Source organism: Citrobacter amalonaticus, assembly GCF_037053465.1.
GTDB lineage: Bacteria > Pseudomonadota > Gammaproteobacteria > Enterobacterales > Enterobacteriaceae > Citrobacter_A > Citrobacter_A amalonaticus_H.
On sequence record NZ_JBALIF010000002.1, the window covers coordinates 265653 to 284429 of the forward strand.

Sequence of the window (18777 nt, forward strand, 5' to 3'; positions counted from 1 at the left end):
CTACAGGTGGATTTTGTAGACCAGATAAGGCGAAGAGCAGACTCAGCGGCGGTTGCCAAAGATACGCAGCAGCATCAGGAACAGGTTGATAAAGTCCAGATACAGCGTTAACGCGCCAAGAATGGAATATTTACGCAGATTCGAACTGTCGCGCACATCAATCTGCTCACCGATATTTTTCAGCTTCTGAGTGTCGTAGGCAGTCAGGCCCACAAACACCACCACGCCGATATACGTGACGGCCCACATCAGCGCTTCACTCTTCAACCAGAAGTTCACCAGTGAGGCCAGAATGATGCCGATCAGCGCCATAAACAGCATGTTGCCCCAGCCACTGAGGTCGCGCTTCGTGGTGTAACCCCACAGGCTCATCACGCCAAACATCCCGCCCGTCACAACGAAGGTGCTGGCGATGGAGGAATAGGTGTAAACGATAAAAATACTGGAAAGCGTGAGTCCGGTTAGCGCCGAATAGAGCATAAACAGCGTCGTCGCCATTCCGGCACTGAGTTTATGCACCAGCCCCGACAGCACAAAAACCAGCGCCAGTTGGGCAATGACGAGACCAAAGAAGGTGATTTTACTGGAAAAAACAAACATCATGACAGCTGGCGTATTCGCCGCATACCACGCAATAAACGCGGTGAGCAGCAGGCCGACCGTCATCCAGCCATACACTTGCGCCATATAGGTTTGCAGGCCAGAACGCGCCTGTACTATCGATTCGGAACGAGGGAATCGGTCCATGATAATCTCCTGATGTAAAGTGATACCTCAATGTAAGGGTATCACAATTTTAGGCTACCAGCGCTTCGCCGCCTGCTGGTCGCTGTCGCGGGCTTCCACCCAGCGCTCGCCTTCCGGCGTCGCCTCGCGCTTCCAGAACGGCGCACGCGTTTTCAGGTAATCCATAATGAACTGCCCGGCCTCAAAGGCGCTGCTGCGATGCGCACTGGTCACGCCAACAAAAACGATCTCATCGCCAGGCCACAGTTCGCCAATCCGGTGAATGACAGTGACGCGTCCCAGCGGCCAGCGCTCGCGCGCATTATCGACAATCTCCGCCAGCGCCTTTTCCGTCATGCCCGGATAGTGCTCCAGGGTCAGCGCCTTTACGCTGTCGCCAAGATTATGGTTACGCACTTTACCGGTGAAGGTGACCACCGCGCCGTCTTCGTCGCGTTCGGCAAGCCAGGGATACTCTTCGCCCACGCTGAATGGCGCAGGCCCGACAACAATTTTCGTTTCGGCCATCTCAGCCTCCGGTGACCGGAGGAAAGAAAGCCACTTCATCCCCCGCCGTTAGCGGATGATCAAAGCTCACCAGCGTCTGATTAACCGCAGCAAGCAGCTTGCCGTCTTCCAGCGCCAGCGCCCAACGGTTGTTGTTGCCTGCCAAATGCTGGCGCAGCGCTTCTACCGTTGGGAAATCCGCTGCCACCTCCAGCGAATCAGTACCGACCAGTTCACGCACCTGGGCGAAAAAGAGAACCTTAATCATGGGCGTCCGCCTTAAAATCACCGGACTTACCGCCGCTTTTCGCCAGCAGACGTACCGGGCCAATCACCATATCTTTTTGCACGGCCTTACACATGTCGTAGATGGTCAACGCCGCCACTGACGCCGCCGTTAACGCTTCCATCTCCACGCCGGTTTTACCGGAGAGACGACACAGCGATTCGATACGGACACGGTTATTCTCAGGCTCTGCCTGCAGCTGTACCTCAACTTTGCTCAACAACAGCGGATGACAGAGCGGGATCAGCTCCCAGGTGCGTTTCGCCGCCTGAATTCCCGCGATACGCGCAGTGGCAAATACATCACCCTTGTGATGGCTGCCGTCGATGATCATCGCCAGCGTTTCGCTGCGCATGGTAACAAAGGCTTCGGCGCGCGCCTCGCGAACGGTCTCGGCTTTGGCTGAGACGTCCACCATATGCGCTTCGCCAGCGGCGTTAATGTGGGTCAGTTGCGACATACTTATTTCTTCAGATGTGGGTGAAAATTACAGGGACGCGTGCGGGCATCAAGCTGGGGGGCAATGATATTTTCCCAGGCCGTTCGGCACGCTTTCGTTGAGCCCGGCATCGCAAAGATCAACGTTTTGTTAGCGACGCCCGCCACCGCGCGCGACTGCAACGTTGCGGTGCCAATCTCTTCAAACGACAACATGCGAAACACTTCGCCAAACCCTTCCACTTCGCGGTCAAACAGTGGCAGCAGCGCTTCCGGCGCCTGGTCGCCATCCGTCAGCCCGGTGCCGCCGGTAATCAATACCACCTGCACATCATCACGGGCAATCCACGCGGAAACCTGTGCGCGAATGGCGTAACGGTTCTCTTTAACAATCGCTTTATCAATCACCTGATGTCCCGCCTCTTGTGCGGAATCTCGCAGATAATGGCCAGAGGTATCGTCTTCTTCACCACGACGATTGGATATCGTCAGAATAGCAATGCGGGTTGGGATAAATTCAGCGCTTACCTGACTCATGGAAAACTCCTTGTGCAAAGCGGTGTTAACCGCCTATGTATGAGAGGTTCTGGGTAATACCGGTATTGTTTTGATGCAGGAAATGGGTCTGCTTTTTCTCGCGCAGCGCCAGAGAAATCCGGGCTTCCAGCGCGGCTTGCTGTCCGTCGTCTTCCAGCAGATCGCGCAGGCTGACGCCGCCCTCGCCGAATAAACAGAGATGGAGTTTGCCGACAGAAGAGACGCGCAGACGGTTGCAGGTGGCGCAAAAATCTTTCTCGTACGGCATGATGAGGCCAATCTCGCCCTCATAATCGGGGTGGCAGAATACCTGCGCCGGACCGTCACTGCGCTGGCGCAACTGGTGGATCCAGCCGCGACGCAGTAATTCATCGCGCAGCACCTGCCCGGAGAGGTGATGTTTGCGGAAAAGTTCGCTGCCCTCGCCTGTCTCCATCAGTTCGATGAAGCGCAGTTGAATGGGACGCGTCTGGATCCAGCCGAGAAACGTGTCGAGTTGATGATGGTTCACATCGCGCATCAGCACGGTGTTGACTTTGACCTTGTCAAAACCAGCGTCAAAGGCCGCATCAATGCCTGCCATCACCTGCTGGAATTTATCCTGCCCGGTGATAGCGTGAAACTGACGCGCATCAAGGCTATCCACGCTGACGTTAATCCCGGTTAACCCGGCATCGCGCCAGTGAGCAGCATCGCGCGCCAGACGATAACCATTGGTGGTTACCGCAAGCTGACGAATGGCGTTATTTTCGCGAACGGCGGCAATAATGTCCGTGAAATCCCGGCGCAGCGAGGGTTCGCCGCCGGTCAGACGCACTTTTTCAGTGCCCAGATTTGCAAAAGCACGCGTCACCCGGCGAATTTCATCGACGGTGAGAAAGCCATTGTTGGTGACGCCACCCGGCTTATAGCCATCCGGCAGGCAGTAGGTGCAACGAAAGTTACACACATCGGTAATCGACAGACGCAAGTAATAGAACTTGCGCGCGAATGCATCGGTCAGTTGTGAGGCCATGTACACCTTTCCAAATACGGGAGGCGGAGTCATTTCTTCCTGCGCCCTGGTGGCAACGCGTTTGCATTGTCACGGCCAAAACACCGTATCGGGAGACTTAGGTGCAGAGGCTAGAGTGTTTACTGTGGTTATGCCGATACTAGCGTGTAAATGCAGATTATGCCATTCACACTTAACGTTATATAATCATATACATAGCGTCATGATCGTGCTATTTCGCTACAGGATAAGCAAAAACAGCACTTTTGCATTGATATACATCATCTCGCGGTCAGTCACGTCCTACCCCTAAGAGGGTGTTCAGCCGTATTTATTTCACTCTCGCGCCGTTGCCGAATTGCTGAAAACCCCCGGTTTGCGCTACTGTAGCGCTGTAAATCTGACTTCAGGAATTTTTATGCGCAATCGTACGCTGGCTGACCTGGATCGTGTCGTTGCTCTCGGCGGAGGGCATGGATTAGGGCGCGTTCTCTCTTCTCTTTCTTCTTTGGGCTCACGCCTCACCGGAATTGTGACCACCACTGATAATGGGGGTTCGACCGGTCGTATTCGTCGATCAGAAGGAGGAATTGCCTGGGGCGACATGCGCAACTGTCTCAACCAGTTAATCACCGAGCCAAGCGTGGCGTCCGCCATGTTTGAGTACCGTTTTGGCGGTAATGGCGAACTTTCCGGCCATAACCTCGGAAACTTGATGTTAAAGGCGCTCGATCACCTGAGCGTGCGGCCTCTCGAAGCCATCAATTTAATTCGCAATCTGCTGAAAGTGGATGCGCATTTGATCCCCATGTCGGAGTTGCCGGTGGATTTAATGGCTATCGACGATCAGGGACATGAGGTGTATGGCGAGGTGAATATCGATCAGCTTACCTCGCCGTTACAGGAGCTGATGCTCTCTCCGAAGGTACCCACCACCCGGGAGGCGGTGCAGGCGATCAACGACGCGGATCTGATTATTATCGGCCCTGGTAGTTTTTACACCAGCCTGATGCCCATCCTGCTGCTGGATGATTTAGCGCAGGCGCTGCGTCGCACGCAGGCGCCGATGGTCTATATCGGCAATTTAGGCCGTGAACTGAGCATCCCCGCCGCAAGCCTGACGCTTATCGATAAACTGACCATTATGGAACAGTATGTGGGTAAGAAGGTGATCGACGCTGTTGTCGTCGGGCCAAAGGTGGATGTCTCTGCAATCAGCGACAGGGTAGTCATTCAGGACGTACTGGAGGCCAGCGATATCCCTTATCGTCATGACCGCCAGTTGCTGCACAGCGCCCTGGAAAAAGCGGTCCAGGCGCTGGGGTGAGCATTTTATTGCCGGATGGCGCTTCGCTTATCCGGCCTACAAAGCCTGGCCCTGAACTACGATGCGGCAATAAACAGTTCGCGCAGTTGATGTAGCTGGTCGCGGATTTGTGCGGCCTCTTCGAACTCCAGGTTCTGCGCATGTTGCATCATCTGCCCTTCCAGTTCATGAATCTTCTGCTGCAACGCTTTCGGCGACAGGTCCATTTCCACCACATCCGACGCAGCCGCTGAGCGCGATTTGCCTCTGCCCTTCGCTTTGGTTTTCGCAATGTTCTGCCCCAGCGCCAGAATATCCACCACTTTCTTATTCAGACCCTGTGGCGTAATGCCGTGTTCTTCATTGTAAAGCTGCTGTTTCTCACGGCGACGTTCGGTTTCGCCGATCGCCTTCGCCATTGAGGCCGTGATCTTATCGCCGTAAAGGATCGCCTTGCCGTTGACGTTTCGCGCCGCGCGACCAATGGTCTGGATCAGCGAACGTTCAGAGCGCAGGAACCCCTCTTTATCAGCATCAAGAATCGCCACCAGCGACACCTCTGGCATATCCAGGCCTTCACGCAACAGGTTGATCCCCACCAGCACGTCAAACTCGCCCAGACGCAGGTCACGAATGATCTCCATACGTTCCACGGTATCAATGTCCGAGTGCAGATAGCGCACCCGCTCGCCGTGCTCTTCCAGATATTCGGTCAGATCTTCCGCCATACGCTTGGTTAAGGTGGTCACCAGCACACGCTCGTTCACTGCCGCGCGGATGCGGATCTCAGAAAGCAGATCGTCCACCTGCGTCGCCACCGGACGCACTTCAATGACCGGATCCAGCAAGCCTGTCGGACGAACCACCTGATCCACCACGTCACCACCGGATTTTTCCAGTTCATAGTTGCCCGGCGTCGCCGATACGTAGATGGTCTGCGGGGCCAGCGCTTCAAACTCTTCAAATTTTAATGGCCGGTTATCCAACGCGGAAGGCAGACGGAAGCCGTACTCTACCAGCGTCTCTTTACGCGCCCGATCGCCACGGTACATCCCGCCAATCTGCGGGATCGTCACGTGCGATTCATCCACCACCAGCAAACCGTCTGCAGGCAAGTAGTCAAACAGGGTCGGCGGCGGTTCACCCGGCCCACGCCCGGAGAGAAAGCGCGAGTAGTTTTCAATCCCCGAGCAGTAGCCCAGTTCGTTCATCATCTCCAGATCAAACTGGGTCCGTTGGCTCAGGCGCTGCTCTTCCAGCAGTTTGTCATTAGCCAGCAGCACTTTTCGGCGCTCGGCCAGTTCTTCTTTGATCTCTTCCATCGCCTGCAAAATCCGCTCACGTGGCGTAACGTAGTGGGTTTTCGGGTAGATGGTGTAGCGTGAAATAGTCGACTCTACTTGCCCGGTCAGCGGATCAAACAGTGACAGGCGCTCCACTTCTTCATCAAACAGCTCCACGCGCAGCGCAATGTCATCGGACTCCGCCGGGAAGATATCGATCACCTCGCCACGCACACGGAACGTGCCGCGCTGGAAAGCCTGATCGTTGCGGGTGTATTGCAGCTCGGCGAGGCGGCGCAGAATCGCCCGCTGGTCGATGAGCATTCCCACCGTCAAATGCAGCATCATCTTCAGGTATAAGTCCGGATCGCCCAGACCGTAGATGGCGGACACAGAAGCCACCACCACCACGTCACGGCGTTCCAGCAGCGCTTTGGTCGCCGACAGACGCATCTGCTCAATGTGTTCGTTTACCGAGGCATCTTTTTCGATGAAGGTGTCGGAACTGGGAACATACGCCTCCGGTTGGTAATAGTCGTAGTAGGAGACGAAATACTCGACGGCATTTTCCGGGAAAAACTCCTTCATCTCGCCATACAACTGCGCCGCCAGCGTTTTGTTGGGTGCCAGCACCATTGTCGGACGCTGCAAATCGGCAATCACGTTGGCGATGGTGAACGTTTTCCCTGACCCCGTTACGCCAAGCAGCGTCTGATGCGCCAGGCCGTCTTCCAGCCCTTCTTCCAGACGTCGTATCGCCTCAGGCTGATCGCCTGACGGTTTAAAGGAGGAATTCAGTTTGAACGGTTTACTCATGGGCAGCTACCTGAAGGAATGGGCGGGCAGGAGTGTAATTTTACTCGCAGAGGATAATATTGCCAGTAAAATATACTGGATGAAAAAACAGTAACGCCTCATAATATTTGTGTTACGCGCATAAAAACCGAACTGAAGGTGGATGAAATTTCACCGCTGGCAAGATATTCCACTGTGAAGCCGTGTTATCCCCAGACCAATAACTTCGTTAACATTGTCAAGAGCTGCCCTGTAAGATTTCTGACATCCAGCAACCGGACTCTGACAGGCATTGCTTTTATCTAACGCATTATTAAATAAGGGATATTTCCCAAAGACGCCTTTCGCATCAATTCGGCTGAAAGCCGCGTATTCTCTCGCTTACCCTGCGTTTTCTAACTCTAATACACAAGGTTATCCACAGGAATGGTGGATAACTGCGTGCAGCCCGTACGGACCGCCGCCTGGCAATTTCGCTTAATTCCCCCTGGAGAGAACGATAAAAAAAAAATATCGCTAAATTTTGATTTTTATCAGCTAACGAAATGCCAGGCGCAAACGAGATCTTGCTCGTATTTTCACCTTTTACTGTTGCGCCAGAGACGAGAGATCCAGATATTGTCCTGTGGATGAATGCTCCGCCTTTTCCGCAAGCCATGGGATTTCACCCAGCAACGGCGCCGGGATAAGACTGGTAAGTGTTGTCATATACGCCTGATGGTGCTTTCCCGGCGGCGTGATGTCATTGGCGACCCATCCCGCCAGAGACAATCCAGCCTGCTGCACAGCCAGCGCGGTGAGCATCGCATGGTTAATACACCCGAGCTTCACCCCCACTACCAGAATGACCGGTAACCGCTCGCGCTGCACCCAGTCAGCGAAAGTCAACGTATCCGCAAGCGGGGTAAACCAGCCGCCCGCCCCTTCCACCAGTACCCACTCAGCCCGGGATTCCAGTGCCCGCAATCCCTCGGACATAACGGACGTACGAATGGGTTTCCCCTCCCCGGCGCTGACGATATGCGGCGACGTCGGTTCCGCAAAGGTGTAAGGATTCACCGCGGCATAGTCGAGCAGCACGCTGCTGTTACGCTGTAGCGCCAGCGCGTCGCTGTTACGGAGTCCTTCGGGGGTCATCTCACTGCCTGAGGCCACCGGTTTATACCCGGCGGTCCGGTATCCCAGACCGTTCGCCGCCTGCAGCAAAGCGCAACTGGCAACGGTTTTGCCGACTTCCGTGTCGGTGCCGGTGACAAAATAGCGTTTAATCACGTTCAATCACTCCGGTAAAAAGATGGTACGTCAGGGGGGATTTTCCCTCCCGCTGCGGCCAGGCCAGTTGTAACTGCTGTAGCTGAGAGCGGGTCAAAACACGCGCCTCGCGCCCCTCATGCAAATGGGTTGCGCCAATGCCTTTCAGCGAACGCATGGCGCTTAGCGCATCGTCAAACGCCAGCGTCAGGGTGAGTGACTGGCAATGGCCCTGCCAGCCGCCCACTGCGTCACAGAGCGTTTCATAAGATAAAAAGCGGTTGGCATGGGCGCGGTTATCCACTGCCCGCCAGGCCTGGTGTAGTTCCGGTAGCGAATCCTCAAGCAGCGTGGTGAACGCCAGATAACCGCCGGGCCGGACCACCCGGTAGAGTTCGCGGAGAGCCTGGGGCAAATCGTGACACCACTGCACCGCCAGATTGCTCCAGGCCAGATCGAACGTCGCGGTGGCTAACGGTAATGATTCGATATCCCCGGCAAGGTAGTAGTGCGCCACATCCTGCCGTCGCGCCTCGTCCAGCATTTGTGCCGAGAGATCCAGCGCTGTGACCCGGCTTCCCCGGTCGCGCCAGTAGCGGCTTAAACGGCCCGGACCGCACCCCGCGTCCAGGACGCGCGCAAACGAACGAGCCGGGAGCTGCGCCAGAAGCGCATCGGCGCTGCGTCGCTGTAATACGGCGTGCTGCTCATAGTGCGCTGCCGCACGACCAAACGCCGCCGCGATCGCCTGCTTATTGACCTGCGCCATGCAGCACCTCCAGCAAACGATCGATATCCTCAGGCTCATGATCCTGCGTCAGCGTCAGACGCAGGCGCGCCGTCCCAGCAGGCACCGTCGGTGGGCGAATGGCCGTCACCCAGCACCCCTGGCGGCGCAAAGTGTTCGCCAGTCGTAGCGCCCGGGTATTCTCGCCGACAATCAGCGGCTGGATGGCGCAGGCCGACTCCGCTAACGCAAAGTCCGTGCGATCGACCGCGGCGCGAAAACGCTGGATCAGCGAATTCAGTTTTTCCCTTCGCGCATCACCTTCCGCACTGCGGATCACTGCCAGTGAAGCCTGCAACGCCATCGCCTGAGCCGGCGGCATACTGGTGCTGTAAATCAGGTGGCGGGCGAATTGCAGCAAATAATCGGCAACGCTTTCAGAACAGAGGATCGCCGCCCCACCGACGCCAAACCCTTTGCCGAAGGTCACCACCAGCAGTTCCGGTTTGACCTGCTGCTGCCAGCAACTTCCGCGTCCCTCTTTTCCGCTGACGCCGATACCGTGAGCGTCGTCCACCAGCAGCCAGGCGTTGCGTGTCCGGGCGGCTTGGTGGATTTTCGCCAGCGGTGCGATGTCGCCATCCATACTGAATACGCCTTCGGTCACCACCAGTTGTTGCCCTGAACAGGGACCATCCAGCAGCCGGGCCAGATGCGACACATCGTTATGGGTGAAGCGGCGAAGCGAAGCGGGGCTGAGGCTGGCCGCTTCCAGCAACGACGCATGGCTGAGACGATCGGCGACAATCCGGTCGTCTTTAGCCATCAGCGCGGTAATCACCGCCTGATTCGCAGCAAAGCCGGAGATGAACAACAGCGCGCGCGGATACTCCAGCCAGTCCGCCAGCGCCTCTTCCAGTTGCTGATGAGCGATGGAATAGCCGCTGACGTGGCCCGAGCCGCCGCTGCCGACGCCAAAACGCGCCGCGCCCTGCTGCCAGGCGCGGACAATGTGTGGATGATGGCTCAGGCCGAGATAGTCATTGCTGGAGAAATTGAGATAGCGCTGGTTGTCCGCCTCCAGCCAGCGCCCCGCTCCCTGGGTCACGGCATCGCGACGGCGCAAAGCGTCAGCCGAACGACGCGCCGCCAGCGCATCGTCGATTTTTTGTTGCCAGGTCATAGGGCTGCCGCGTTGTAATAATCGTCGGTATCCGGTGTCCTCAGCGCCTGTTCCAGACGCTGTTGCTGCTCGTTATCCCCTGCCAGCACCGCGGTTTGTTGCGGGTTCAGCCCCAGTTTACGGAAGAGCTGGAGATCTTTATCCTCTTCCGGGTTTGGCGTGGTAAGCAGTTTGCAGCCGTAGAAAATGGAGTTCGCGCCCGCCATAAAGCACATGGCCTGGGTTTGCTCGTTCATCTGCTCACGACCGGCAGAGAGGCGCACATAAGAGGTAGGCATCATGATACGCGCCACGGCAATGGTGCGGATAAAATCAAACGCATCCACGTCGTCGTTATCCGCCAGCGGCGTCCCTTTCACCTTCACCAGCATGTTGATCGGAACGCTTTCCGGCGGCGTGGGCAGGTTGGCGAGTTGCAGCAGCAATCCGGCGCGGTCTTTTACCGTTTCCCCCAGTCCGACAATGCCGCCGGAGCAGACTTTAATCCCGGCTTCACGCACTTTATCCAGGGTATCAAGACGCTCCTGATAGGAACGGGTGGTGATGATGTTGCCGTAAAACTCCGGAGAAGTATCAAGGTTGTGGTTGTAATAATCCAGTCCCGCCTCCGCCAGCCGCTGCGCCTGTGATTCATTGAGCGTGCCGAGGGTCATGCAGGCTTCAAGCCCCATCGCTTTCACCCCCTGAACCATCTGTTCCAGATAGGGCATGTCGCGCTCATGCGGGTTTTTCCACGCCGCCCCCATGCAGAATCGCGTCGATCCCGCGTTCTTCGCTTTGCGCGCCGAGTCCAGCACCTGCTCCACTTCCATTAACCGCTCAGCCTCAAGGCCGGTTTTATAGCGCGAACTTTGCGGGCAGTATTTGCAATCTTCCGGGCAGGCGCCGGTCTTGATTGACAGCAGCGTGCTGACCTGAACCTGACGGGGATCGAAGTGCTGACGGTGAATACGCTGAGCTTCAAACAGCAGATCCAGCAGCGGTTTTTCAAATAATTCGGTGACTTGCGACAGTGTCCAGCGAGAATGGTGAGTCATAATTTTATACGTTTTGTTGTGAGAACGGTGTAGACTCGTAAACCTAAATGTTTTTAATTTGGTTTACAAGTCGATTATGACAACGGACGATCTCGCTTTCGATCGGCGCCACATCTGGCACCCCTACACCTCCATGACCTCTCCGCTACCGGTCTACCCGGTTGAACGGGCGGAAGGCTGCGAACTGATTTTATCCAGTGGTGAACGCCTGATTGACGGTATGTCGTCATGGTGGGCCGCCATTCACGGCTACAACCACCCGCAGCTTAACGCGGCAATGAAAACGCAGATCGACGCTATGTCGCATGTGATGTTCGGCGGGATCACCCATGCTCCGGCCATCAACCTGTGCCGCAAACTGGTCGCCATGACGCCCGCCTCGCTGGAGTGTGTTTTCCTCGCCGATTCCGGGTCCGTCGCAGTGGAAGTGGCGATGAAAATGGCGCTGCAATACTGGCAGGCGAAAGGAGAATCCCGCCAGCGCTTCCTGACGTTCCGTAACGGCTATCACGGCGATACGTTCGGCGCCATGTCGGTCTGCGATCCGGATAACTCCATGCACAGTCTGTGGAAGGGCTATCTACCGGAAAACCTCTTTGCCCCGGCGCCGCAAAGCCGGATGAACGGCGAGTGGGACGAGCGCGACATGGTGGCCTTCGCGCGCCTGATGGCGGCGCATCGCCAGGAGATCGCCGCGGTGATTCTGGAACCCATCGTCCAGGGCGCGGGAGGCATGCGCATGTATCACCCGGAGTGGTTGCGGCGTATCAGTAAAATGTGCGACCGCGAGGGGATCCTGCTGATTGCTGACGAGATTGCTACCGGATTTGGCCGCACGGGTAAACTGTTTGCCTGTGAACACGCCGGGATTACACCTGATATTCTCTGTCTGGGCAAAGCGCTGACCGGCGGAACGATGACGCTCTCCGCTACGCTGACCACGCGTGAGGTGGCAGACACCATCAGCAACGGCGAGGCGGGCTGTTTTATGCACGGCCCGACGTTTATGGGCAATCCACTGGCCTGCGCGGTGGCGACCGCCAGTCTGTCTCTGCTGGAATCCGGCGACTGGCAGCAGCAGGTTTCGGCTATTGAAGCGCAGCTACGCCGGGAACTTGCCCCGGCACTGAATTCTCCGTGGGTCGCGGACGTGCGCGTGCTCGGCGCGATTGGCGTGGTGGAAACCACGCATCCGGTCAATATGGCGGCCTTGCAGAAATTCTTTGTGCAGCGCGGCGTGTGGATCCGTCCGTTTGGTAAGCTTATCTACCTGATGCCGCCCTACCTGATTCAACCCGGACAACTGCGCCGTCTGACGCAGGCCGTGAATGAGGCTGTACGCGAAGAAACATTTTTTAACGCCTGATTGTAGGCCGGATAAGCGTTAGCGCCATCCGGCAATGTATCAAAGAAACGCCGGTACGAATTTCAGTAAAACCCCCTGCGCCAGCAATCGCGTGGCACGCTCAATGTCCGGGGCGAAAAAACGATCCTGGGTATAATGCGCCACCTGTTCACGTAATGCCGTTCGCGCCTGCTCCAGTAACGGGCTTGAGGTTAGCCCCTCGCGTAAATCGATTCCCTGACAGGCCGCCAGCCACTCCACCGCCAGCACGCCACGGGTATTTGCCGCCATTTCCCACAGCCTGCGCCCCGCCGCCGGCGCCATCGACACATGATCTTCCTGGTTTGCCGAGGTGGGCAGGCTGTCAACGCTGTGCGGATGCGCCAGCGCTTTGTTCTCACTGGCCAGCGCCGCTGCCGTGACCTGGGCAATCATAAAGCCGGAGTTCACCCCGCCGTTTTTCACAAGGAAGGGCGGCAGTTGCGACATATGTTTGTCCATCATCAGCGCAATCCTGCGTTCAGACAGCGCGCCAATTTCGGCAATCGCCAGCGCCAGATTATCCGCCGCCATCGCCACGGGTTCGGCGTGAAAATTCCCCCCGGAGATAACATCGCCTTCATCCGCAAAGACCAGCGGGTTATCAGAAACCGCGTTGGCTTCCACCAGCAAAACCTCCATCGCCTGGCGCATCTGCGTCAGACATGCCCCCATTACCTGAGGCTGACAGCGCAGCGAATACGGATCCTGCACTTTTTCACAGTTGTGGTGTGACTGAGACAGCGCGCTGGTTTCCGTCAACAGATGGCGATACAGCGCCGCCGCGTCAATTTGTCCACGCTGTCCGCGTGCGGCATGAATGCGCGCATCAAATGGCCGGCGGGATCCCAGCACCGCTTCGGTGGTTAACGATCCGCACACGATAGCCGACGCAAACAGCTCCTGTGCTTCAAACAGTCCGCGCAGCGCAAACGCCGTCGACGCCTGGGTGCCGTTAAGCAATGCCAGTCCTTCTTTTGCCTCCAGGGTAATCGGCTCCAGTCCGGCTTTCTTTAACGCGTCCGTCGCGTCGAGCCACTCACCTTGCCAGCGCGCTTTGCCCTCGCCTAACAGCGTAAGTGACATATGGGCCAGCGGCGCTAAGTCACCCGATGCCCCCACCGAGCCCTTTGCCGGGATCAGCGGCCAGACTTCGGCATTCACCAGCGCTATCAGCGCCTCTATCACGCTCAGGCGAATACCGGAAAAACCGCGGGCAAGGCTGTTAATTTTGAGCACCATGATCAGGCGCACCAGCGCATCATCTAACGCCTCGCCGACGCCAGCCGCATGAGACAACACCAGCGAACGTTGCAGATTCTGCAGATCCTCATTGGCAATGCGCGTTTGCGCCAGCAGGCCAAAACCGGTGTTGATACCGTAGGCGGTGCGCCCCTCGGCAACAATGGTGTTCACACACGCCACGCTGGCGTTGATTCCGTCAACAGCACTCTCATCGAGACGCAGCGTAACTGGCTGCTGCCAGACCTCACGCAGTTGTGAAAAGCTCAGATGGCCTGGCGTTAAGGTTAGGGTCTTCATATCAGCGTTTCCCCTGCGTTTGCGTAACCATTGGGAGATTCAGTCGCTGCTCAGCAGCGCAGGCGATGGCAATGTCATAGCCCGCATCGGCGTGACGCATGACGCCCGTCGCCGGATCGTTATGCAGCACCCTGGCAATCCGCTCTGCCGCCTCATCGCTGCCGTCACAAACAATCACCATCCCGGCATGCTGTGAGAAGCCCATTCCCACCCCGCCGCCATGATGCAGTGACACCCAGGTGGCGCCGCTGGCGGTATTGAGCAGCGCATTAAGCAATGGCCAGTCGGAAACCGCGTCAGAGCCATCGCGCATTGCCTCCGTTTCACGGTTCGGGCTGGCGACCGAACCGGAATCAAGATGGTCACGACCGATGACAATCGGTGCTGAGACTTCCCCGCGGCGCACCATTTCATTGAACGCCAGACCAAGTTTCTGGCGCCATTCAAGTCCCACCCAGCAGATACGCGCGGGCAATCCCTGAAAATGAATGCGCTCGCGCGCCATGTCCAGCCAGCGATGGAGATGTTCATCATCTGCCACAATCTCTTTGACTTTGGCGTCGGTTTTGTAAATATCCTGCGGATCGCCGGACAGCGCCACCCAGCGGAACGGTCCGATGCCGCGGCAAAACAGCGGACGGATATAGGCCGGTACAAATCCGGGAAACGCAAAGGCATTTTCCACGCCCATCTCTTTTGCCATCTGGCGGATATTATTGCCGTAATCAAACGTTGGCACGCCCATTTCGCTGAACGCCAGCATCGCCTCAACGTGTTTCGCCATTGAGCGCTTCGCCGCCTCCACCGTACCCTGCGGGTCAGTGAACGCTTTCTGCTGATATTCTTCCCAGCGCCAGCCGGAAGGCAGATAACCATGCAGGGGATCGTGCGCGCTGGTCTGATCGGTCACCAGGTCCGGGCGCACGCCGCGTTTTACCAGTTGAGGCAAAATATCCGCCGCGTTACCGCACAGGGCAATCGACACCGCGCTGCCTTCACGGGTATATTTTTCGATTCGCGCCAGCGCATCATCAAGAGAAGTGGCCTGTTCATCGACATAACCTGTGCGCAGACGGAAATCGATACGACTCTGCTGGCATTCGATGTTGAGCGAGCAGGCACCCGCGAGCGTTGCCGCCAGAGGCTGTGCGCCTCCCATACCGCCCAGACCGGCAGTCAGCACCCAGCGCCCACGCAGATTACCGTCATAGTGCTGCCGCCCTGCTTCGACAAACGTCTCGTAGGTGCCCTGCACAATTCCCTGACTGCCGATGTAGATCCAGCTTCCGGCCGTCATCTGACCGTACATCGCCAGCCCTTTCGCATCGAGTTCGTTGAAATGTTCCCAGGTCGCCCAGTGCGGCACCAGATTGGAGTTGGCAATCAGCACACGCGGGGCATGTTGATGGGTTTTAAAAACCCCGACCGGTTTACCTGACTGCACCAGCAGCGTTTCGTCATCGTCCAGTTCGGTCAGCGCCTTAACGATCGCGTCGTAACATGCCCAGTCACGGGCCGCGCGCCCTATTCCACCGTAGACCACCAGTTCATGCGGGTTTTCAGCGACATCAGGATCCAGATTATTCATCAACATGCGCAGCGGCGCTTCGGTCAACCAGGATTTGGCCGTCAGAGTCGTCCCGCGCGGGGCGCGGATATCCTGCTGACGATACTTGCTATGAGACATAACTGCGACTCCTCACTGGCGCGCCGGATAAGTTTTTCCGGCAATCGAAATGGGTGGGTGTTGGGCTAAGGTATACTTGTCTATACAAGACATAACAAGAGTGAATTTAACAAAAAAGATACATTTTTGTTATATTGCGTCTGCAATCACGCTTTTACGGGGGGAACCATTCAGGACGTAAAATGCCCCTGTAAGCGGTAGCGGGAGCCGGGGAAAAGCAGCCGTGCGTGGGAGACAATCTGCGTCGCAGACCAGGTGGTACGCCGAATAAGCAGACAGGGATCGGTCTCACTGATATCCAGCAATGCGCACTCTTGCGCCGTCGCACGCACCGCTTCAACGATGTGCTCACCTTCGGTGAGGGGGGCAATCAGCGACAGATAGGCATGCGCCGTAGTCTGGCTGTAGTCCTGAACCAGATACTCCGGAACGATGACCGCATTGACGCAGCGATCTTCAATTTGTACCGGCAGATCGTTTTCAAAATGAACCATCACGGAGTGGAAAATCGTGGTACCCTCAGCCACATTCAGCGCCGCTGCCTGGCGCGCTGTAGCGGGCGTTTTTTCCAGCACCAGCACCTCGCAGTGGTGCTTATGCGAACGGGCGGCAATTTCATCGGCGATACTGCGAATTTCAAACAGCGCAGACTGGCCTTTCGGCTCTGCGACAAACGTCCCCACCCCCTGCAGACGCACCAACATGCCTTCGTCGGTCAGTTCACGCAGCGCACGGTTGATGGTCATTCTGCTAAAGCCATACTGCGCCACCAGTTCCGCTTCCGACGGAATACGATCGTGCGGCTGCCAGACGCCGCTGGCGATCTTTTCACCAATCTCCCGTTTGACCGTTTCGTAAAACGGCGCGGGAACAGAACGGGGACGTGAGAGTGTCATGGATGCGTTTTCCCTTATCAGTCGGTTACAGCCACCAGTGGGCGATTTGCCAGCCAAGCCGTGCCGCCACGCGTGCCGACTGATCATCATGATCAAAACGCGGATTAAATTCAACCATGTCCACTGCCTGGAGTTTCCCGCTGCGACAAATTGGCGCGATCAGTTGCAGCAGCGTAAACAGCGGGACGCCCAGCGCCGACGGCGCCGACACAGCGGGCATCTCCTGGACGGGCAGCACGTCGAGATCGACAGTCAGATAGAGTTTATCCATACGCTGAATAAAGGTCGTCAGCGGCTCCAGCGCATCACGGCACTGTAGATCTTCGATGACCAGCACATTGCGTTTCTGCGCTTCATCCCACAGCGCCTGGGTATTGGCCGCCCGACTGACGCCGAAACAGGCGTAATGAAACTCGCGCTGTTGCCGATCGCAAAGCTGCGCCAGTTGACGAAACGGCGTGCCGGACGTCGCCCGTTCGCTGCAGCGCAGATCCAGATGCGCATCGAGATTAATGATCCCCACCCGTGCGTCAGGAAACGACTCAAGAATGCCCGCCCCGTGACCGAATGCCGTTTCATGCCCGCCGCCGAGGACAAACGTGCGCATCCCGGCCTGCTGGCACTGAACCACCGCATCACGCAGCGCCTGCTGCGCCCCTTCCAGATCCGGCGTCGGGGCGAGCAGATTGCCCATATCCACCAACCGCTCATGCCCGGCGTGACTGGCCATATTTGCCAGCGCTTTGCGCAGCGCATCCGGCGCGCCTGCGGCCCCCGGACGGCCATGATTACGCTTAACCCCTTCATCACAGGCGAAGCCCAGTAAGGCTATCCTATCGCGATAGTTTTGCGGTGAAAATGTCGAACTGCGCGTTATCGTCTGAAACAGACGCAGCGCGTTTGCCGCTTCACCGCGGTCATCACGTCCCTGCCATAATTCCGGTGCGGTGGGTTCCCATTGCGTCATGTGATTTGTCCTCGAAATACGCGTTGATACAGCGGGTTGCGTCCAGGTTCGTAGAGGATTTCCACGGGATAGTCTGCATCCCAGACGTTAAAATCCGCCACGTAGCCCTCTTTTAACTGTCCGTGCGTCGCCTGGCGCCCCAGCGCCTGAGCCGCATGACGAGTGACGCCCGCCCAGACCTCTTCCGACGTCAACCCAAACTGAACGCAGGCCATGTTCATCGCCAGATGCAGGCTGATAAACGGGCTGGTGCCGGGATTGAAATCAGTCGCCACCGCCATAGGGACCTGGTAGCGACGTAGCCATTCAACAGGCGGGCGCTGCGTCTCTTTGAGAAAATAAAACGCCCCCGGCAGTAGTACCCCAACGGTACCGCTGCGGCGCATTGCCGCAACGCCCGCTTCATCGAGATATTCGATGTGATCCGCAGAGCGTCCCTGATAGCGGCTGACCAGTTGCGTCCCGCCGAGCAAAGACAACTGCTCGACATGGCCTTTCACCGGAATACCCATCGCCTGCGCCGCACGTAATACCCGTTCACTCTGCACCAGCGTAAAACCGACGCTTTCGCAAAACAGATCAACCGCCTCATACAGCCCTTTTTCCCACAATTGCGGCAGTATCGTTTCGCAAACGAGAGTAATGTAGCCATCCGGGTTGTCCCGATACTCAGGCGGAACGGCGTGCGCCGCCAGTAGCGTTGGGCTGATATCAACAGGGTTTTCTCTGGCCAAGCGGGCGGCGACACGCAATATTTTCTCTTCTGTATCCAGATTCAGGCCATAGCCGGACTTAACCTCAAGTAGCGTCACGCCCTCGCGGATCAGGCGAGCGACTCTCGCCTGAGCGCAGGCAAAGAGCGTCTCCTCCGTGGCGGCACGGGTTGCCATCACGGTGGCATTGATTCCACCACCCTGCGCGCTGATTTGCTGATACGACACGCCGTTCAGCCGCTGTTCCCACTCACTGGCGCGGTTGCCGCCAAACACCAGATGCGTATGGCAGTCAATCAGTCCCGGCGTCACGAGCCGTCCCTGCAGGTCATAGGTTTTAGCGTGAGAAGCCGGCAGAGAGGATTCCGGCACAATGGCCTGAATGCGTCCATCACGAATAATCAGCGCATGCTGGTCCAGCATGCCATAGGGCGTTTGCCGGTTCGGGTCGAGCGTGGCCAGACGAAGATTTCGCCACAGCGTATCGTCAGGTAAGAGGTGTCGCATGCGCTCTCCAC

At 57.2% G+C, this 18777-nt stretch carries 18 protein-coding genes and 1 riboswitch; of the genes, 2 read left to right on the forward strand and 16 right to left on the reverse strand.

The annotated features are described in order from the left end of the window. Nucleotides 1-42 precede the first annotated feature (42 nt). The 6 genes from WB371_RS04040 to moaA all read right to left on the reverse strand — a co-directional run bounded on the left by WB371_RS04040 (nucleotide 43) and on the right by moaA (nucleotide 3509). Nucleotides 43-747 carry a Bax inhibitor-1/YccA family protein gene (locus WB371_RS04040; protein WP_336218836.1) on the reverse strand — a complete coding sequence of 235 codons (705 nt, stop codon included), beginning with the start codon at nucleotides 745-747 and terminating at the stop codon, nucleotides 43-45. Between the two features lie 54 nt (nucleotides 748-801). Further along, nucleotides 802-1254, reverse strand: coding sequence for a molybdopterin synthase catalytic subunit MoaE (moaE, locus tag WB371_RS04045; RefSeq protein WP_336218837.1), 453 nt, complete (start codon nucleotides 1252-1254; stop codon nucleotides 802-804). A 1-nt stretch (nucleotide 1255) separates the two neighbouring features. Continuing rightward, entirely contained in the window at nucleotides 1256-1501 is a 246-nt protein-coding gene (gene moaD / locus WB371_RS04050) for a molybdopterin synthase sulfur carrier subunit (protein WP_336218838.1), read from the reverse strand. After that, nucleotides 1494-1979: a cyclic pyranopterin monophosphate synthase MoaC gene (moaC, locus tag WB371_RS04055; protein ID WP_336218839.1), complete on the reverse strand. Its 486-nt coding sequence runs from the start codon at nucleotides 1977-1979 to the stop codon at nucleotides 1494-1496. The genes moaD and moaC overlap by 8 nt, the downstream gene beginning before the upstream one ends. A 2-nt stretch (nucleotides 1980-1981) precedes the next feature. Next, a complete protein-coding gene (gene moaB / locus WB371_RS04060) occupies nucleotides 1982-2494 on the reverse strand; it encodes a molybdenum cofactor biosynthesis protein B (protein ID WP_336218840.1) in 513 nt (170 codons plus the stop codon). 25 nt (nucleotides 2495-2519) lie between these two features. After that, entirely contained in the window at nucleotides 2520-3509 is a 990-nt protein-coding gene (moaA, locus tag WB371_RS04065) for a GTP 3',8-cyclase MoaA (protein WP_336218841.1), read from the reverse strand. Beyond that, nucleotides 3497-3639, reverse strand: a riboswitch (molybdenum cofactor riboswitch). It overlaps the preceding gene by 13 nt. 267 nt (nucleotides 3640-3906) lie before the next feature. Here moaA and yvcK point away from each other — a divergent pair. Beyond that, on the forward strand, nucleotides 3907-4815 hold the full coding sequence (gene yvcK, locus WB371_RS04070; RefSeq protein ID WP_336218842.1) for a uridine diphosphate-N-acetylglucosamine-binding protein YvcK: 909 nt from the start codon (nucleotides 3907-3909) through the stop codon (nucleotides 4813-4815). A gap of 56 nt (nucleotides 4816-4871) precedes the next feature. Here the strand turns inward: yvcK and uvrB are convergent, their stop codons facing one another. From uvrB to bioB, 5 genes are all read right to left on the reverse strand, one after another. Beyond that, nucleotides 4872-6893, reverse strand: coding sequence for an excinuclease ABC subunit UvrB (gene uvrB / locus WB371_RS04075; protein ID WP_336218843.1), 2022 nt, complete (start codon nucleotides 6891-6893; stop codon nucleotides 4872-4874). A 564-nt stretch (nucleotides 6894-7457) separates the two neighbouring features. After that, nucleotides 7458-8144: a dethiobiotin synthase gene (gene bioD / locus WB371_RS04080; RefSeq protein ID WP_336218844.1), complete on the reverse strand. Its 687-nt coding sequence runs from the start codon at nucleotides 8142-8144 to the stop codon at nucleotides 7458-7460. Next, entirely contained in the window at nucleotides 8137-8892 is a 756-nt protein-coding gene (gene bioC, locus WB371_RS04085) for a malonyl-ACP O-methyltransferase BioC (RefSeq protein ID WP_336218845.1), read from the reverse strand. Before bioC ends, bioD begins: the two co-directional genes overlap by 8 nt. Further along, on the reverse strand, nucleotides 8876-10033 hold the full coding sequence (gene bioF / locus WB371_RS04090) for an 8-amino-7-oxononanoate synthase (RefSeq protein ID WP_336218846.1): 1158 nt from the start codon (nucleotides 10031-10033) through the stop codon (nucleotides 8876-8878). Before bioF ends, bioC begins: the two co-directional genes overlap by 17 nt. Next, nucleotides 10030-11070, reverse strand: a complete 1041-nt coding sequence (bioB, locus tag WB371_RS04095) for a biotin synthase BioB (RefSeq protein WP_336218847.1) — start codon at nucleotides 11068-11070, stop codon at nucleotides 10030-10032. Before bioB ends, bioF begins: the two co-directional genes overlap by 4 nt. A gap of 76 nt (nucleotides 11071-11146) precedes the next feature. Here bioB and bioA point away from each other — a divergent pair, with 76 nt between their 5' ends. Further along, on the forward strand, nucleotides 11147-12436 hold the full coding sequence (gene bioA / locus WB371_RS04100; RefSeq protein ID WP_336218848.1) for an adenosylmethionine--8-amino-7-oxononanoate transaminase: 1290 nt from the start codon (nucleotides 11147-11149) through the stop codon (nucleotides 12434-12436). Nucleotides 12437-12475: 39 nt separating this feature from the next. Here the strand turns inward: bioA and hutH are convergent, their stop codons facing one another. From hutH to hutI, 5 genes are all read right to left on the reverse strand, one after another. Next, nucleotides 12476-13996, reverse strand: a complete 1521-nt coding sequence (hutH, locus tag WB371_RS04105) for a histidine ammonia-lyase (RefSeq protein ID WP_336218849.1) — start codon at nucleotides 13994-13996, stop codon at nucleotides 12476-12478. A 1-nt stretch (nucleotide 13997) separates the two neighbouring features. After that, complete coding sequence (gene hutU, locus WB371_RS04110) at nucleotides 13998-15683, reverse strand: urocanate hydratase (RefSeq protein WP_336218850.1); 1686 nt, start codon at nucleotides 15681-15683, stop codon at nucleotides 13998-14000. Between the two features lie 170 nt (nucleotides 15684-15853). Continuing rightward, entirely contained in the window at nucleotides 15854-16579 is a 726-nt protein-coding gene (locus tag WB371_RS04115; protein ID WP_336218851.1) for a histidine utilization repressor, read from the reverse strand. Between the two features lie 25 nt (nucleotides 16580-16604). Then, nucleotides 16605-17546: a formimidoylglutamase gene (gene hutG, locus WB371_RS04120; RefSeq protein ID WP_336218852.1), complete on the reverse strand. Its 942-nt coding sequence runs from the start codon at nucleotides 17544-17546 to the stop codon at nucleotides 16605-16607. Beyond that, nucleotides 17543-18766, reverse strand: a complete 1224-nt coding sequence (gene hutI, locus WB371_RS04125; RefSeq protein ID WP_336218853.1) for an imidazolonepropionase — start codon at nucleotides 18764-18766, stop codon at nucleotides 17543-17545. Before hutI ends, hutG begins: the two co-directional genes overlap by 4 nt. Between the last annotated feature and the right edge of the window lie 11 nt (nucleotides 18767-18777).

Coding starts and splice junctions, on each gene's coding strand:
- WB371_RS04040 (WP_336218836.1), bottom strand. CDS start 747: ATGGACCGATTCCCTCGTTCCGAATCGATAGTACAGGCGCGTTCTGGC.
- moaE (WP_336218837.1), bottom strand. CDS start 1,254: ATGGCCGAAACGAAAATTGTTGTCGGGCCTGCGCCATTCAGCGTGGGC.
- moaD (WP_336218838.1), bottom strand. CDS start 1,501: ATGATTAAGGTTCTCTTTTTCGCCCAGGTGCGTGAACTGGTCGGTACT.
- moaC (WP_336218839.1), bottom strand. CDS start 1,979: ATGTCGCAACTGACCCACATTAACGCCGCTGGCGAAGCGCATATGGTG.
- moaB (WP_336218840.1), bottom strand. CDS start 2,494: ATGAGTCAGGTAAGCGCTGAATTTATCCCAACCCGCATTGCTATTCTG.
- moaA (WP_336218841.1), bottom strand. CDS start 3,509: ATGGCCTCACAACTGACCGATGCATTCGCGCGCAAGTTCTATTACTTG.
- yvcK (WP_336218842.1), top strand. CDS start 3,907: ATGCGCAATCGTACGCTGGCTGACCTGGATCGTGTCGTTGCTCTCGGC.
- uvrB (WP_336218843.1), bottom strand. CDS start 6,893: ATGAGTAAACCGTTCAAACTGAATTCCTCCTTTAAACCGTCAGGCGAT.
- bioC (WP_336218845.1), bottom strand. CDS start 8,892: ATGGCGCAGGTCAATAAGCAGGCGATCGCGGCGGCGTTTGGTCGTGCG.
- bioF (WP_336218846.1), bottom strand. CDS start 10,033: ATGACCTGGCAACAAAAAATCGACGATGCGCTGGCGGCGCGTCGTTCG.
- bioB (WP_336218847.1), bottom strand. CDS start 11,070: ATGACTCACCATTCTCGCTGGACACTGTCGCAAGTCACCGAATTATTT.
- bioA (WP_336218848.1), top strand. CDS start 11,147: ATGACAACGGACGATCTCGCTTTCGATCGGCGCCACATCTGGCACCCC.
- hutH (WP_336218849.1), bottom strand. CDS start 13,996: ATGAAGACCCTAACCTTAACGCCAGGCCATCTGAGCTTTTCACAACTG.
- hutU (WP_336218850.1), bottom strand. CDS start 15,683: ATGTCTCATAGCAAGTATCGTCAGCAGGATATCCGCGCCCCGCGCGGG.
- WB371_RS04115 (WP_336218851.1), bottom strand. CDS start 16,579: ATGACACTCTCACGTCCCCGTTCTGTTCCCGCGCCGTTTTACGAAACG.
- hutG (WP_336218852.1), bottom strand. CDS start 17,546: ATGACGCAATGGGAACCCACCGCACCGGAATTATGGCAGGGACGTGAT.
- hutI (WP_336218853.1), bottom strand. CDS start 18,766: ATGCGACACCTCTTACCTGACGATACGCTGTGGCGAAATCTTCGTCTG.